This is a genomic window from Pseudovibrio sp. W64, assembly GCF_001623145.1.
Lineage (GTDB): Bacteria > Pseudomonadota > Alphaproteobacteria > Rhizobiales > Stappiaceae > Pseudovibrio.
Genome location: NZ_LMCI01000043.1, coordinates 212,596 through 226,145, shown reverse-complemented (window position 1 = coordinate 226,145; position 13,550 = coordinate 212,596). Strand labels below are relative to the sequence as shown.

General features: G+C 50.6%; 12 protein-coding genes. 9 read left to right on the top strand and 3 right to left on the bottom strand.

All coding sequences use genetic code 11. The features are described 5' to 3' along the window. The first annotated feature begins 516 nt into the window (after positions 1 to 516). The 7 genes from PsW64_RS25110 to PsW64_RS25080 all read left to right on the top strand — a co-directional run bounded on the left by PsW64_RS25110 (position 517) and on the right by PsW64_RS25080 (position 7,802). Positions 517 to 846 (top strand): hypothetical protein, encoded by a 330-nt coding sequence (locus PsW64_RS25110; RefSeq protein WP_208981015.1) that lies wholly within the window; start codon positions 517 to 519, stop codon positions 844 to 846. A gap of 317 nt (positions 847 to 1,163) precedes the next feature. Then, positions 1,164 to 2,375, top strand: a complete 1,212-nt coding sequence (locus PsW64_RS25105; protein WP_063305391.1) for an LL-diaminopimelate aminotransferase — start codon at positions 1,164 to 1,166, stop codon at positions 2,373 to 2,375. Positions 2,376 to 2,406: 31 nt separating this feature from the next. After that, the gene (locus PsW64_RS25100) at positions 2,407 to 3,732 is read left to right on the top strand and encodes a homoserine dehydrogenase (RefSeq protein WP_063305390.1); all 1,326 of its coding nucleotides are present in this window, start codon (positions 2,407 to 2,409) and stop codon (positions 3,730 to 3,732) included. Positions 3,733 to 3,778: 46 nt separating this feature from the next. Further along, complete coding sequence (gene glpX, locus PsW64_RS25095) at positions 3,779 to 4,774, top strand: class II fructose-bisphosphatase (RefSeq protein ID WP_063289178.1); 996 nt, start codon at positions 3,779 to 3,781, stop codon at positions 4,772 to 4,774. Positions 4,775 to 4,870: 96 nt separating this feature from the next. Further along, positions 4,871 to 6,703 (top strand): single-stranded-DNA-specific exonuclease RecJ, encoded by a 1,833-nt coding sequence (gene recJ / locus PsW64_RS25090; protein WP_082831218.1) that lies wholly within the window; start codon positions 4,871 to 4,873, stop codon positions 6,701 to 6,703. Continuing rightward, on the top strand, positions 6,693 to 7,205 hold the full coding sequence (locus PsW64_RS25085; protein ID WP_063305389.1) for a hypothetical protein: 513 nt from the start codon (positions 6,693 to 6,695) through the stop codon (positions 7,203 to 7,205). The genes recJ and PsW64_RS25085 overlap by 11 nt, the downstream gene beginning before the upstream one ends. Positions 7,206 to 7,358: 153 nt before the next feature. After that, on the top strand, positions 7,359 to 7,802 hold the full coding sequence (locus tag PsW64_RS25080; protein ID WP_063305388.1) for a GNAT family N-acetyltransferase: 444 nt from the start codon (positions 7,359 to 7,361) through the stop codon (positions 7,800 to 7,802). Here PsW64_RS25080 and PsW64_RS25075 read toward each other — a convergent pair. Further along, positions 7,794 to 8,258 carry a GNAT family N-acetyltransferase gene (locus tag PsW64_RS25075; RefSeq protein ID WP_063305387.1) on the bottom strand — a complete coding sequence of 155 codons (465 nt, stop codon included), beginning with the start codon at positions 8,256 to 8,258 and terminating at the stop codon, positions 7,794 to 7,796. The two genes, PsW64_RS25080 and PsW64_RS25075, sit on opposite strands and share 9 nt — an antisense overlap. A 149-nt stretch (positions 8,259 to 8,407) precedes the next feature. Between PsW64_RS25075 and PsW64_RS25070 the strand changes: the two genes are divergently transcribed. Next, positions 8,408 to 9,559 carry a choloylglycine hydrolase family protein gene (locus PsW64_RS25070; RefSeq protein ID WP_082831217.1) on the top strand — a complete coding sequence of 384 codons (1,152 nt, stop codon included), beginning with the start codon at positions 8,408 to 8,410 and terminating at the stop codon, positions 9,557 to 9,559. Positions 9,560 to 9,800: 241 nt separating this feature from the next. Continuing rightward, a complete protein-coding gene (locus tag PsW64_RS25065; RefSeq protein ID WP_057464405.1) occupies positions 9,801 to 10,220 on the top strand; it encodes a DUF423 domain-containing protein in 420 nt (139 codons plus the stop codon). Between the two features lie 80 nt (positions 10,221 to 10,300). Here PsW64_RS25065 and PsW64_RS25060 read toward each other — a convergent pair whose 3' ends face one another. Further along, positions 10,301 to 12,349: a M3 family metallopeptidase gene (locus tag PsW64_RS25060; protein ID WP_063305385.1), complete on the bottom strand. Its 2,049-nt coding sequence runs from the start codon at positions 12,347 to 12,349 to the stop codon at positions 10,301 to 10,303. A 218-nt stretch (positions 12,350 to 12,567) separates the two neighbouring features. Beyond that, positions 12,568 to 13,122 carry a CAP domain-containing protein gene (locus tag PsW64_RS25055; protein WP_208981014.1) on the bottom strand — a complete coding sequence of 185 codons (555 nt, stop codon included), beginning with the start codon at positions 13,120 to 13,122 and terminating at the stop codon, positions 12,568 to 12,570. Positions 13,123 to 13,550: the final 428 nt, after the last annotated feature.

The window sequence follows — 13,550 nt, the reverse complement described above, 5'->3', positions numbered from 1 at the left end:
GGTGTCTGATTAATACTCGCCAGACCCAATAGTATTTGGTGTGCGTGATCGTGCTCAAAAATATGCCACATACACTCATGCGTAATGGGGCGGTGTCTTAGCCTACAAAAACGGCATAATGAGTATATCCCTAAGAATTTTGACAGGCACGTGAAAATCCATGCTGATTGTCTTAGTCCTTAGGTGGATTCTTAGTAGGTATTTAGCAAGTAAAGTGCTCTTGCGGAACTGTGAGAAGTTTTGGGTTATTCTTAAGTTTTATGGATGAGTTCAACTCTTGAGGAAAACTCGGAATACTCCGAATTATAATAGTATTTCTTCTTAATATTTATCGGTTATGGTTTGAGTATATCGTGTTCTGTGTTCAGTAAATGACAACTGCCCTAGAGTAATAAACTATGTGTTGTTAACAGGGTAATATATGTGGACTACGGATGACGCAACTGCTAAGTGCATTTTTAATAAAGTTATGTGCGCTGCTTTTGTGTCGTCATCAGATAAAACGCGAGGTTCCAGATGTTGCTTAAGTTTCAACGGGTTTGCTGTGCAGTTGTGCTGGCAGGTTTTGTTGGCGGTTGTGCATTTGGCGAATCTTTGACGGTTTACGAGGCCATCGAAAAAGGCAACGGCGCAAAGCAGACTGGTGTGGCTGAACTGCCGCCAGAAGTTTCCAGCGATTTGCTTTCCCCAGAACAGCGTGCGGCTTCTGAAGCCAATCTGCTTGCGATCTCCTCTGAGAGTAAGCGCAGGGCAGGTCTCGGTGGGAGCTTTGAGTCCAGTGCCGAACAGCTGAAAACGATTGCTGGTGAGCAGGCTGAGCAATCTCAGGATGTGCAGGCGCAATAATCTTTCGCCGCATTTTTCATGTGGCGAATGCACCTTTAGTTGTGCATTTTGTGTGAAAGCCGTCTAATTTCTCAAGTTGAAATTGTAGATCCCGTTGTTAGCCGCAGAATTCTGCGGCTTTTTCTTTGGATTTAAAGTTTCACATCTTCTTTGAAAACTTTAAAAAAATGTCGGTTTTATCCCTCATGAATGATGCGAAAAATGTTCGCACCTGCTAAAAGGCCGTGGAAACTTGGCTGAAATGACTCGGGACCAAGTTTGAACAGAAATCAAAATATAGCTTGAAACGCTAAACTGAAGAAAGTGAGGCTCGCGTCATGGACGACTTTCACAAGACACGCCGGCTCCCGCCATATGTCTTTGAACAGGTCAATCGTCTGAAAGCCAAAGCGCGAGCGGCAGGCGCCGATATTATCGACATGGGTATGGGCAACCCAGATTTGCCTACTCCGCAACATATTGTCGATAAGCTGGTGGAGACTGTTCAGAACCCGCGCGCACATCGCTATTCCGCGTCCAAAGGGATCCCGGGATTGCGTAAGGCACAGGCTGGCTATTATGAGCGTCGCTTTGGTGTAAAGCTAAACCCAGATACGCAAGTTGTTGCGACACTGGGGTCCAAGGAAGGATTTGCCAACATGGCTCAGGCGATTACCGCGCCGGGCGATGTGGTGCTTGTCCCTAATCCATCCTATCCAATTCATGCATTTGGCTTCCTGATGGCAGGTGGTTCACTGCGGTCTATCCCGGCAACTCCGGGTCCTGAGCTGTTTGAGGCTCTGGAGCGGGCTGTGGTCCATTCCATTCCGAAGCCAATTGCAATTATTCTGTGCTTCCCAGCGAACCCGACAGCAAGTGTTGCTGATCTGGATTTCTATCGTGATGTGGTTGCCTTTGCGCGTAAGCACGAAATCTATGTGCTTTCTGATCTGGCGTACTCCGAAATCTACTTTGGTGATGTTCCTCCTCCAAGCATCCTGCAGGTAGAGGGAGCAATGGATATTGCTGTTGAGTTTACCTCTTTGTCCAAAACCTTCTCCATGCCGGGGTGGCGTATGGGCTTTGCAGTTGGTAATGAACGTCTGATTGCGGCTCTTGCTCGCGTGAAGTCCTATCTGGATTATGGTGCGTTCACTCCAATTCAGGTGGCAGCTGCATCTGCGCTGAACGGATCAGATGACTGCATTCGTGAAACTCGCGAGATCTATAAGAAGCGCCGTGATGTGCTGATCGACTCATTTGGACGCGCTGGTTGGGATATTCCTGCTCCAGAAGCATCCATGTTTGCCTGGGCTCCAATTCCAGACCAGTTCAAACATCTAGGGTCTTTGGAGTTCTCCAAGCTGCTTATTGAAAAGGCAGATGTGGCGGTTGCTCCGGGAATCGGCTTCGGTGAACACGGTGAAGGTTTTGTACGTATCGGTCTGGTTGAAAACGAACAGCGTATCAGGCAGGCCGCACGTGGCATTCGGAAGTTTTTTGAAGACGCGGGCAGCAATTCTGAGGAATTGAGTAAATCGGGCGCTTAGGCGCCCGCCCACCTACAGATACTGGGTATTTATGACTGATATTTTGAAAGTTGGCGTTGCTGGTCTAGGAACCGTCGGTGCTTCGTTGGTGCGTATCCTCGAGGCCAAGGCGAATGTTCTTGCCAATCGATGTGGCCGACCTATCAAAGTAGTGGCTGTGAGTGCTCGCAGTCGCTCTAAAGATCGTGGTGTTAATCTGGATGGATTGACCTGGTTTGAAGATCCCGTTGAACTTGCCAAGTTTGACGGGATTGATGTTTTTGTGGAGCTGATTGGCGGTGAAGACGGTCCTGCTGAGGTGAGTGTTCGCACTGCGCTGGAGACTGGGAAACACGTCGTCACAGCCAACAAAGCGCTCTTGGCGAAGCATGCGGTTGCGTTCTCACACCTTGCAGAAGCCAAAGGTGTGAGCCTCAACTATGAGGCCGCTGCCGCTGGTGGTATTCCAATTATCAAGACCATGCGTGAGAGCCTTGCGGGCAATGATGTGTCCCGTGTTTACGGCATCATGAACGGCACTTGTAACTACATCCTCACGCGTATGGAGCAGGAAGGCTTGTCGTTTGCTGAGTGTCTTGCTGATGCGCAGCGCCTTGGTTATGCCGAAGCTGATCCGACCTTTGACATTGAAGGTTTTGATACCGCGCACAAGCTTGCTCTGCTGACCAGCCTTGCGTTTGGCTGTGAAGTGAATGCCGATGCGATCTATGTGGAAGGGATCACTTCCATTACGACGGCTGATATTCGCGCTGCGGATGAGCTGGGTTACCGGATCAAGCTGCTGGGTGTTGCTCAGCGCACTGATACGGGGATCGAGCAGCGTGTGCACCCGACTATGGTGCCGAAGTCTTCTGCAATCGCTCGCATTGATGGTGTGCTGAACGCTGTTGCTGTTGATGGTGATGCAGTTGGCGAAGTGGTGCTGGTTGGACCGGGTGCTGGTGGTGATGCAACAGCATCCTCTGTGATCTCCGATCTTGTCGATATTGCACGTGATGTTGCTCTGCCGGTGTTTAGTCAGTCTGCGACAACACTTGCAGATTATGTTCCAGCGCGTATGCGAGCGCATGAAGGTGGTTATTACATTCGTCTGGCTGTGTTGGACGTAGCCGGTACTTTTGCCACAATTGCGCGCTGTATGGCGGACAAAGGGATCTCACTTGAGTCTATTGTCCAACGTGGACCGCATTCCAGAAATGATAAGGATGGTGTAAGCGATCCTGCAGCACCGCGAAGTGTTATCCTTATCACGCATGAGACCACTGAACTGGCTGTGCGCGAAGCTCTGGATGCGATTGCTGCTGAAAAAGTAACTTCTGGTAAGCCTCAGATGTTACGAATTGAGAACCTGAAATAATACTTCCTCACGTTTAACGTGAAAACAGGACACCCGAGAGGTTTAAATGGCGGATAGTCATCAGGACGCAACTGACGTTCTTGACCGTATTCTGACACTGGAACTTGCACGCGTTACGGAACGTGCTGCTGTATCTGCAGCACGTCTTCGTGGACGGGGCGATGAAAAGGCAGCTGATCAGGCTGCTGTGGACGCAATGCGCCGCGAACTGAACCAGCTGCCAATCGACGGTACTGTCGTGATTGGTGAAGGGGAACGTGATGAAGCGCCAATGCTCTACATTGGCGAAAAGGTTGGCACCAAAGACGGGCCAAAGGTTGATATCGCACTTGATCCGCTGGAAGGTACCACGATCTGTGCGAAGAACATGCCAAACTCCATTGCTGTTATCGCGCTGGCACCAGAAGGCGGCTTGCTGAACGCACCTGACAGCTACATGGATAAGATCGCGATTGGTCCGGGGTATCCTGAGGGTACCATCGATCTGGATCGCCCAATTCAGGAAAACCTTGCAGCTGTTGCGAAAGCAAAAGGCTGTGAAGTGAAAGACGTAACCGTCTGTGTGCTGGACCGTCCGCGTCACGCTAAGCTGATTGACGACATCCGTGCGACCGGTGCTTCCATCTTCCTGATTGGTGATGGTGATGTCGCTGGCATCATTTACACCACTGATCCTGAAGAGACCGGTATCGATCTTTATGTTGGTATTGGTGGTGCGCCTGAGGGCGTTTTGGCTGCTGCAGCTCTGCGCTGTATTGGTGGTCAGATGCAGGGCCGTCTGGTGATCACTCGTGAAGAGCAGGTTGAACGCGCAGGCCGCATGGGTATTGACGATATCAATCGCAAATACACCATGGAAGAAATGGCTGGCGGAGACGTTCTGTTTGCTGCGACCGGTGTGACAACTGGTAACTTCCTGAAGGGTGTGAAGCTGGGCCGTGATAACATCACCACCCACACTGTTGTGATGCGCTCCACGACCGGTACTGTTCGTTTCATTGAAGCGAAGCATACCCAGTTGGAAAAATTCCATCTGGATTGATTTAGCGCTTCCTTCAAGCTAGATAAATAGAGTGGGCGGGTGTGTTGAACACTCGCCCCTTTTGCTTTTATACGAGAATCCGGGCAGTTTCTTTCTATGGTTATGACGTTGGATGCAACCAATGCCGAACGGCGTGTCGTTCTTGGTGTAAAAAAGTCTTTGAGTGCACGTATGTGGCGTGAACGGCTTGATGATCAGGGGCTCTCACAAGCACTGGCCATTGCTCAAAGAACCGATCTGCCTGAAGTGGTTGGCCGTGTGCTTGCCGGGCGCAATGTGGCACTGGAAGAGGCTTCCGGGTTCTTAAATCCTTCCCTTAAAGACCTGATGCCAGATCCTTCCAAACTAGTGGGTATGGATAAGGCCTGCGCACGCGTTGCAGATGCGTTGCAGGCGGGCGTTAAGATTGCGATCTTCGGGGATTACGATGTTGATGGTGCAACGTCCTCTGCTTTGCTCAAGCGCTACTTGATGCAGCTTGGAGCGGAGCCGGATGTTTATATCCCGGATCGCATCATTGATGGTTATGGGCCAAATCCAACGGCGATCAACCAGCTTCATGCAGGTGGGGCACGGTTGCTAGTCACAGTAGACTGTGGTTCCACGTCGTTTGAAGCCTTTGAGGAAGCCAAGCGGATCGGACTGGAAGTGGTGGTTCTGGATCACCATCAGGTGGATGAGAGCTTTCCGGAGGTTCATGCGCTGGTGAATGCCAACCGGCAGGATGACTTGTCTGGACAAGGTCATCTGGCCGCTGTGGGCGTCACCTTCCTGTTTCTTGTGGGGCTGAACCGTGAGTTGCGTCGCCGGGGAGCGTTTGCTCAGCGTGCAGAGCCGCGCCTTATGGATTTACTAGATCTTGTTGCACTTGGAACGATTTGTGATGTGGTACCGCTTAAGGGGTTGAATCGCGCCTATGTGGTGCAGGGGCTTAAAGTGATGGCGCGGCGTGAGAATGTCGGGCTGTCGTGCCTTGCAGACATCTCGCGCTTAAGCGGGAAGCCGACCCCGTACCATCTGGGCTACATGCTTGGGCCGCGCATCAATGCGGGCGGGCGAATTGGCGATTCAGCTCTTGGCATGAAACTGCTTTCCTCTGATGATCGGGCGGAGGGGGAGCGTATTGCAGCGACGCTGGAACGGCTCAACCAGGAACGTCAGGCCATGGAAGCTGTGATGCTGGAAGAAGGCGAGGGGCAGGCGTTCCAGAAAATGGAGGTCACTGTTCCTCCTGCCGTGCTTTTGACAGGAGCAGACGGCTGGCATCCGGGTGTCGTTGGATTGATCGCCTCGCGGTTGAAGGAGCGTTACCGCCGGCCTGCTTTTGCTATGGCGTTTAATGAAAAAGGTTTGGGTACTGGCTCAGGTCGTTCGATCATTGGTGTTGATCTGGGCTCTGCGGTTCGTGCAGCTGTTGAGGCGGGTTTGCTGGTCAAAGGCGGAGGGCATGCAATGGCGGCAGGGCTTACCATTGAAAAAGAAAAAGTGCCTGAGTTTGAGGCTTTCCTGACAGAGCAACTGAGTGAAGATGTGGAGCAGGCCTCTGCTGATCATGAACTCACCATTGATGGTGTGCTGACACCTGCCGGCGCGAATCTGAGCCTGCTGGATATACTGGAACAGGCAGGGCCTTATGGGGCCTCGCACGCAGAACCTGTTTTTGCCTTGCCATCTGTGCCGATCAAGTTTTCAAAGGTGGTTGGGCAAGGGCATGTGAGTGTGACACTTGGCGGTAATGAGGGAACAAACCTGAAGGCGATTGCTTTTAAAGCGGAAGACCAACCTCATGGAAAGGCGCTCTTACAAGCACGTGGCAAACCCCTCCATATTGCTGGTAGTTTGAGTGTTGATACGTGGCAGGGGCAGGCGAAACCGTCCATACGCATTATTGATGTGGCAGACCCAACCAGAGGACAATATGGAGCTTAAGCTTGGAGTTCAAAGTTGGAAACCATGGCTTTTGAGGTATAGCGGATGCTTGTTTGCACTTGCATTCGTGGTTTCGCTGATAGGGTACAGAGTTAATTACGGATACTCGTTGCCGGGTCTGCTCGCGGTTGCGATCCCCACCGTTTTATACTTCGGCTTTAAGACATGCCGGTTTTGGGTTGGTCCTTTGATAGTTGCTGCATTCATGCTGCAGCCAGTATTTTCGCCCGTCATGTTTGTTTTAATGAGCAATGTAAGGCTTGCTCTTGACCCTCCTGACTTTTCTGGGACTAAGGGATATGGGACAGTTGAAACTGTGAGTTGGGGTAATACCGGACTTTACTCCAGCAGCACGGACCTACAGCTGCTTTTCTCTGAAAATGGAGATGAGGCAGCTATTCAGTCTGCGTATCATACAGCGAGATTAAAAAGCGACGATGTGCGCACCGAGCTAAAATGGATCAATCCGAACTACTACCTAATCGTAGATTACTGCTGTTAGTTTGCAGGCGAAACCTGCAATGATTTGCTTGAGACCTGATGCCAAAGAGTTTTCTGAGTGAAGAGAGACTGGATCACGTCCACTTCTTCCTGAAGGGCGAAAACTGCCTGTCATGCGATATGTTTTAGAACCAAGACCACCAAGGACTGTGTGATGAACTTTCGCAGGTATCAAACAGCTGATTACGATGCATGCCTTGAGATCTTTAAGGGAAACGTTCCCAAGTATTTCATGGAGACTGAGCTGGAAGAATACAGCCAGGACCTGGAAAGGCTTGATGATCCGTACTTTGTCGTTGAGCGAGATGGGCTGATTGTTGCTGCTGGCGGGTATTGCCTAAACGCTAAAGGGGTTGGGCTGACTTGGGGAATGGTGCGCCGTGAACTACACAGTCAGGGAATTGGCAGAACGCTCGTGCAATTCCGGCTTGCGTGTATTGCCGAAGACTATCCGGATCAGGCAGTTTACATAGATACCTCGCAGCATACACGTCCCTTCTATGAGAGAATGGGGTTTTTCGCTGAGTCCGTTGAGACGGATGGCTATGGGCCTGGACTGCATAAGGTGCTGATGAAGCGGCCTGCTGTTTCAGCTTAATTGCTTGCGGAAAATATCTACTCCATTCACATCGTCTTCAATGCACAGCCAGCCCAAACCTTCATAAAACCCGCGCAGGCTGAGTTTTGCGAAGAGATAGAGGTGCGGTGTGCCCTCGTTCGAGGCGAGTGTCTCCAACTCCTTCGTCAGCCGGGAGCCGATACCTTTTCCCTGATGCTCGGGAGCGACCCATAGGGACGCCAGCCATGGCGTGTATTGCGGGCGTTTGCTCATATCTGAGCGCACCAGCATGACCATACCAAGGAACCCGGTCTGGTCGTGGGCGATCAATGTTGTTGGAATGGTTTCCTCGCTGAGGCTCGTGCGCAGTTCCACATAAACATCTTCAATCGGATGACCTTCTTCTTCCCACCACTCCAGCCACATGCCTTTTGCAGCTGGCTCAAGGAAGTGAGGGACATCAACCAAGTTTGAAATGCTCAGAGCTTTGTGCATCGATTTCTCCAACTGAACTCTAAATATTTCTAATTAAAACAACAGCATAAAGCACTTACTAAGCTTCGGAGTAATCGAATGCAAACGTTATGCATTTCTTGGAGATCTCCAGAAACGATACGCATGCAAAAAGCTAAAAGGAGCTTAGCATGCCATCACTATTTTCAAAAATGCAGCGCGTTGTGCTGACTGGATTATGCTCGACCACCCTCTTGATAGCACCAATTGCTGGTGCATCTGCTTGCACGAGCTTTGTTGTCACGGCCAAAGATGACGGACGTGTGTATGGGAGGACTATGGAGTTTGGCTTTGAAACAGAGTCCACTGTTTCTCTTATCCCGCGCAATTATGAGCTCACGAGTTCTGGAGAGCTTAACGGGGATACACAATGGGAAGGGGCAAAGTGGAAAAGTAAGTTTGCTGTGATCGGTATGAATGCAATGAAGCATGAGACCGCGATTGTTGATGGTGTAAATGAAGCTGGTCTTGCAGCTGGTGCTCTCTACTTCCCTGGCTTTGCAGAGTATTCTGACGTGAAGGCGAGTGGCGCAGATGATGAAGTTGCACCGATTGATTTTCTCGTTTGGGTCCTATCGCAGTTTGAGACAGTTGAAGAGGTGAAAGAAGCCGTTAAGTCGATCAAGCTGGTCGATGTTGATTTTGCTCCGCTTGGCGAAGTGCCTCCGCTGCATTTCACTATTCATGATCGTTCCGGAAAATCCATTGTGATCGAGCCCGTCGATGATGGCTTGAAGATCTACGATAATGAGCTTGGTGTGATGACCAACTCGCCACAGTTTGATTGGCACTTAACCAATCTGCGCAATTACGTGAACCTGACGCCTATAAACTCGGCTGGAAAGAAGTTTCCAGAAGGTGAGTTGCAACCACTGGGGCAAGGATCAGGTATGCTGGGCGTGCCGGGAGATGTAACGCCGCCATCGCGTTTTGTGCGCGTGACGGCGTTTGTGACGACAGCTGAGGAACATGAAACTGCAAAAGAGAACCTCAATGTCGCTGGGCATATTCTGAACAACTTCGACATTCCGAAAGGCTTTGCCCAACCGGAAGCGCCGGATGCGGCCCAGTCTGCGAGCTCTCAGCAAGATGACAACCCAGACTACACGCAATGGTCTGTTATGGCAGATCTGAATGGTGCTGTTTATTATGTACGGAAGCTCAATGCGATGAACTTCAACTCTGTGAGCTTCAAGGACTTTGACCCGGATGGGTCTACGCTAACAATCTTGAAGCCGCTGGTGGCTGACCCGTTTAGCAATCTAGCGGATGCTGCGAAATAAGTGATGCAGGCTGTAAAGAGTCAATCTTTGCAGCCTTCTCTCTGGTCGAGGAGAGAGCCTATTGTTTGTCGCAGGTCCAGGTGTTGAGGGACTGCAGCGGAGTGCATGTTCTTATCAGCTATCAATCATGGTGGTGTGTTGCTGAGGGTTTTGTAATTTTTGCTGGCTATCCTATATGCAGTTGATGCGTGTCTGTGTTTCACGCAGTATGTTATTTGGAATAGGGATTTAAGGAGCAGCCATGCCGGATAGTGCAAGTGAAGCGGTGCCTGTTGACCAGCCACGGATCAGACTTGGTCAGGGCCTTGGTCTTGGATTGGCGCTTGGCGGGTTTTGCGGTGTTATTGCCATTTTGACTTCGGCGGCCAGTTCGCACGCGGTCGATAACCAGTATCTGGGTATTATCTCTCAAATCACGATGATGCATGCCGCCGCTTTTGTCGGACTGGGCGTTGCACACGGGATTACGGGCTCCAAAGGCATTGCATTTGCCATGCTGTTGCTGTTTGCCGGTGTTGGTTTGTTCTGTGGTGATCTGGCTCAACGATTGTTCGTTGGTGAGAAGCTCTTTGACTTTGCTGCCCCGACGGGTGGCATGCTGATGATCCTGGGCTGGTTGTTTGTATTCTTAAGTGGTCTCAACCGGATGATGAGAGGCTAGCCTTCTCCCTTTAAGTTCTCATAATAAAGGGCGAACCACATGGTCCGCCCTCTTTGATGTCTGACTTAGGTGTCTGAAGTTTAGTTGACTAGCCCGCGACCTTTAAGAAGCGGCTCAATGGATGGCAGTTTACCGCGGAAATCCATATAGGCTTTTGCCGGATCCTGAGATCCGCCCGCTGCGTAGATGAACTTTTCCAGTTTGGCTGCTGTGTCAGCGTCAAATGCATCGTCAGTTTCTTCAAAAGCTTCAAATGCGTCAGCATCCATCACTTCTGACCAGAGGTAGCTGTAGTAACCCGCAGAATATCCGTCTCCGGCAAAGGCGTGCAGGAGGTGCGGAATGCGGTGACGCATGATGATCTCTTTTGGCATTCCGATGCCGTTGAGGATCTTCTTTTCCATCTGAGCCGGATCTAGATCGTCGAGCTTATCTTCTTTATGGATTGCCATATCGACCAGAGCAGTTGCGAGATACTCAACCGTTGCAAAGCCTTGGTTGAAGTTGGTTGCTGCTAGCAGACGCTCCAAAAGCTCTTCTGGAATGACTTCGCCGCTCTGGTAGTGGCGGGCATACTTTTTCAAGATTTCCGGTTGATCCAGCCAATGCTCAAAGAGCTGGGATGGCAGTTCCACAAAGTCCCGTGCCACGCTGGTGCCGGAAACAAGTGGGTGTGTCACGTTGGACATGAGGCCATGGAGGCCGTGACCAAATTCGTGGAACAGGGTGCGGGCATCATCAAAGGTCAACAGGGTTGGCTCACCCTCTGGTGCTTTTGAGAAGTTCATCACATTGACGATGATTGGGCGAACATCACCCTTCAGCTTCTGCTGTGAGCGGAAGGCGCTCATCCATGCACCGGAGCGCTTTGAAGCGCGGGCGAAGTAGTCGCCGATGAAGATGCCGAGATGGTCACCGTTTTTGTCAAAGACCTCAAAGACACGCACATCCGGATGGTAGACGTCTTGCCCCTTCTGCTCTTTGAAGGTGAGGCCAAACAAACGGGTTGCGGTGTAAAAGGCCGCTTCGATCATTTGATCCAGCTGGAAATACGGCTTGATCTCAGCTTCATCCAGATCATGCTTAGCGCTGCGGACCTTCTCTGAATAGTAACGCCAGTCCCACGGAGCGATCTCAATGTTGTCGCCCTCAGATTGGGCCATGTCTTGCAGGTCAGCGGCTTCTTCCAGTGCTCGTGCCTTGGCTGGTCCCCAGACATTGGAGAGCAGATCATCCACTGCGCCTGTGTTTTTTGCCATGACGTCATCCAGCTTGAATGCTGCAAAGTTTTCGAAGCCGAGGAGTTTGGCTTTCTCATTGCGGAGCTGCACGGTTTCGCGGACGATTACTGAGTTGTTGGTTTCTCCCGGATTGTCACCACGGCTTGCCCAGGCATTGAAGGCTTCTTCGCGCAGGTCGCGACGTTTGGAGAACTGCAGGAACGGCTCAATGGAGGAGCGGGAGAGGGTAATGGCGTATTTGCCCGGTTCCCCACGTTCTTCAGCTGCAGCACTCGCAGCTTTTACAAGGAACTCCGGCAAGCCTTCCAGATCGCTCTCGTTTTCCAAAACGAGTTTGTAGGAAGCTTCGTCAGCCAGAACATTTTGCGCAAAGCTGGTGCCCAGAGTTGCAAGACGCTCGTTGATTTCTGCGATACGGGTTTTGCCACTGGAGTCCAGACCAGCACCAGCGCGATGGAAGATGGCGTAGTAACGCTCCAACACACGATCCTGTTCAGATGTCAGGTCCAGCGTGTCCTTCTTCGCCATCAGCGTTTCAATGCGTTTGAAGAGAGCAGGGTTCAGGTACTTCTTAGTGCTGTAGGCTGCCAGTTTTGGTGAAACATTGCGCTCGACTTGTTGCAAGGTCTCGTTGGTATCTGCCGAAGATAGATTGAAGAACACGCTTGCAACCTGCTCCAGAGCATCTTCGGCCAGTTCCAATGCTGCAATGGTGTTTTTAAAGGTTGGTTCTTCAGGATTTTGAGCAATGCGAGTGATGTTGTTTTCGCCTGCCTTAAAGGCCTCTTCAAATGCACCCTCGAAGTCTTCTGGCTTGATCTGTGCAAACGGTGGAAGTCCGAACGGGGTTTTCCAATCTTGCAGAAGAACCTTTGCGGTCTCGCTCATATTAAATCTCCGATGAAATTAAAAATTCAGACTGGGCTCAGATCTGCTTAAGGGGAGAGCCAGACTGTTTTCAATCAATTGATGGACGCGTATTCCCTCAAGGAGGCAAGGCCTCATCATGGGAATGCGCGTTGGAGATGTGAATATGGGTGCTATTTGCAACTGCGTAAAGGAAGCGGGGCGAAAATTCCCCTAATCAATTCTCGACGCAAGGGAAGTTACTGGACCGGGAAGGGCAGTGAGACTGTGGTGAAACCTGTTGCTGTCACTGGCTTTTGAGGGGCAGCGAGAGTCATGACCCAGAAATTCCGGTAGGTGCCGTCTGCTCGGTTGGTGCGGGCAATGCCCATATGGGTGACGTTCTTGTTGAGCAGGTTTTTGTTGTGATCGGGAGAGGTTTTCCAACCCGTCATTGCAGCCGAAATGTTCGCGTAGCCTGCGCCCAGATTTTCTGCGCCTGCAAAGGATTTATATCCGTTAGTCTGGGTGCGACTGATGAGGCTGGAGGAGGAGTGACGTCTGGTTTTGAGCGAATCCAGGCGGGCGATGTGATCAGCCATATCCTGTGAGACTTCGCTGAGGTGCGGATCCAGCTTGATTGGTGGCAGGGAATGCGTCGCACGCCACGCATTAGTCTGGTGTAATGCTTCATTCTTGTTGATCGCGATCTGAGACAGCTCAACATTCTTTGATGTCTCTATGCCCAAGCCAGCGCAGCCAGCAAGTGTTCCTGCCAGCAGCAAGGCAGCAGTTGCCCTTAATTCCAAACGCACGTGTGTAATCCCGAAATGCCCGATTAGTTCATTTCATCTTAGGCATGAAATTTGGCCGAAACTGTACTGCTCGCGAGTAATCCACGTAATTCCCAAGCTGTTTCTTTATTTTGATTGTCCTTAAAAGGAGTGGCTTTGGCTCTTCGATTGCTGGTCGTGCGGAGCAATGAGCAATCATGTGAATACCAGTATAGAGCGATATAGAGTTGGTTGCTTAATTGTAACATATTGAAATACATCATTTAAAAGTATTTATTGTCAATAAAGTTGACAAAAGTACATTTCCCTCATACTTCTCTCCTTCGGATTTTCAGGTGAATTCAAAGAAGAGTGAAGACAAGCCATGAGTTTTAGAAACCTCACAGATTGTCAAATGCTGAAGACACAATTGGAAGGGGCAACTCAGGTGCTCTTCAGCTTTCCAGGGG

What these genes read in the sequence shown, in the direction of transcription:
- PsW64_RS25110 (WP_208981015.1), top strand. Translation starts at nt 517, where the DNA reads ATGTTGCTTAAGTTTCAACGGGTTTGCTGTGCAGTTGTGCTGGCAGGT.
- PsW64_RS25105 (WP_063305391.1), top strand. Translation starts at nt 1,164, where the DNA reads ATGGACGACTTTCACAAGACACGCCGGCTCCCGCCATATGTCTTTGAA.
- PsW64_RS25100 (WP_063305390.1), top strand. Translation starts at nt 2,407, where the DNA reads ATGACTGATATTTTGAAAGTTGGCGTTGCTGGTCTAGGAACCGTCGGT.
- glpX (WP_063289178.1), top strand. Translation starts at nt 3,779, where the DNA reads ATGGCGGATAGTCATCAGGACGCAACTGACGTTCTTGACCGTATTCTG.
- recJ (WP_082831218.1), top strand. Translation starts at nt 4,871, where the DNA reads ATGGTTATGACGTTGGATGCAACCAATGCCGAACGGCGTGTCGTTCTT.
- PsW64_RS25085 (WP_063305389.1), top strand. Translation starts at nt 6,693, where the DNA reads ATGGAGCTTAAGCTTGGAGTTCAAAGTTGGAAACCATGGCTTTTGAGG.
- PsW64_RS25080 (WP_063305388.1), top strand. Translation starts at nt 7,359, where the DNA reads ATGAACTTTCGCAGGTATCAAACAGCTGATTACGATGCATGCCTTGAG.
- PsW64_RS25075 (WP_063305387.1), bottom strand. Translation starts at nt 8,258, where the DNA reads ATGCACAAAGCTCTGAGCATTTCAAACTTGGTTGATGTCCCTCACTTC.
- PsW64_RS25070 (WP_082831217.1), top strand. Translation starts at nt 8,408, where the DNA reads ATGCCATCACTATTTTCAAAAATGCAGCGCGTTGTGCTGACTGGATTA.
- PsW64_RS25065 (WP_057464405.1), top strand. Translation starts at nt 9,801, where the DNA reads ATGCCGGATAGTGCAAGTGAAGCGGTGCCTGTTGACCAGCCACGGATC.
- PsW64_RS25060 (WP_063305385.1), bottom strand. Translation starts at nt 12,349, where the DNA reads ATGAGCGAGACCGCAAAGGTTCTTCTGCAAGATTGGAAAACCCCGTTC.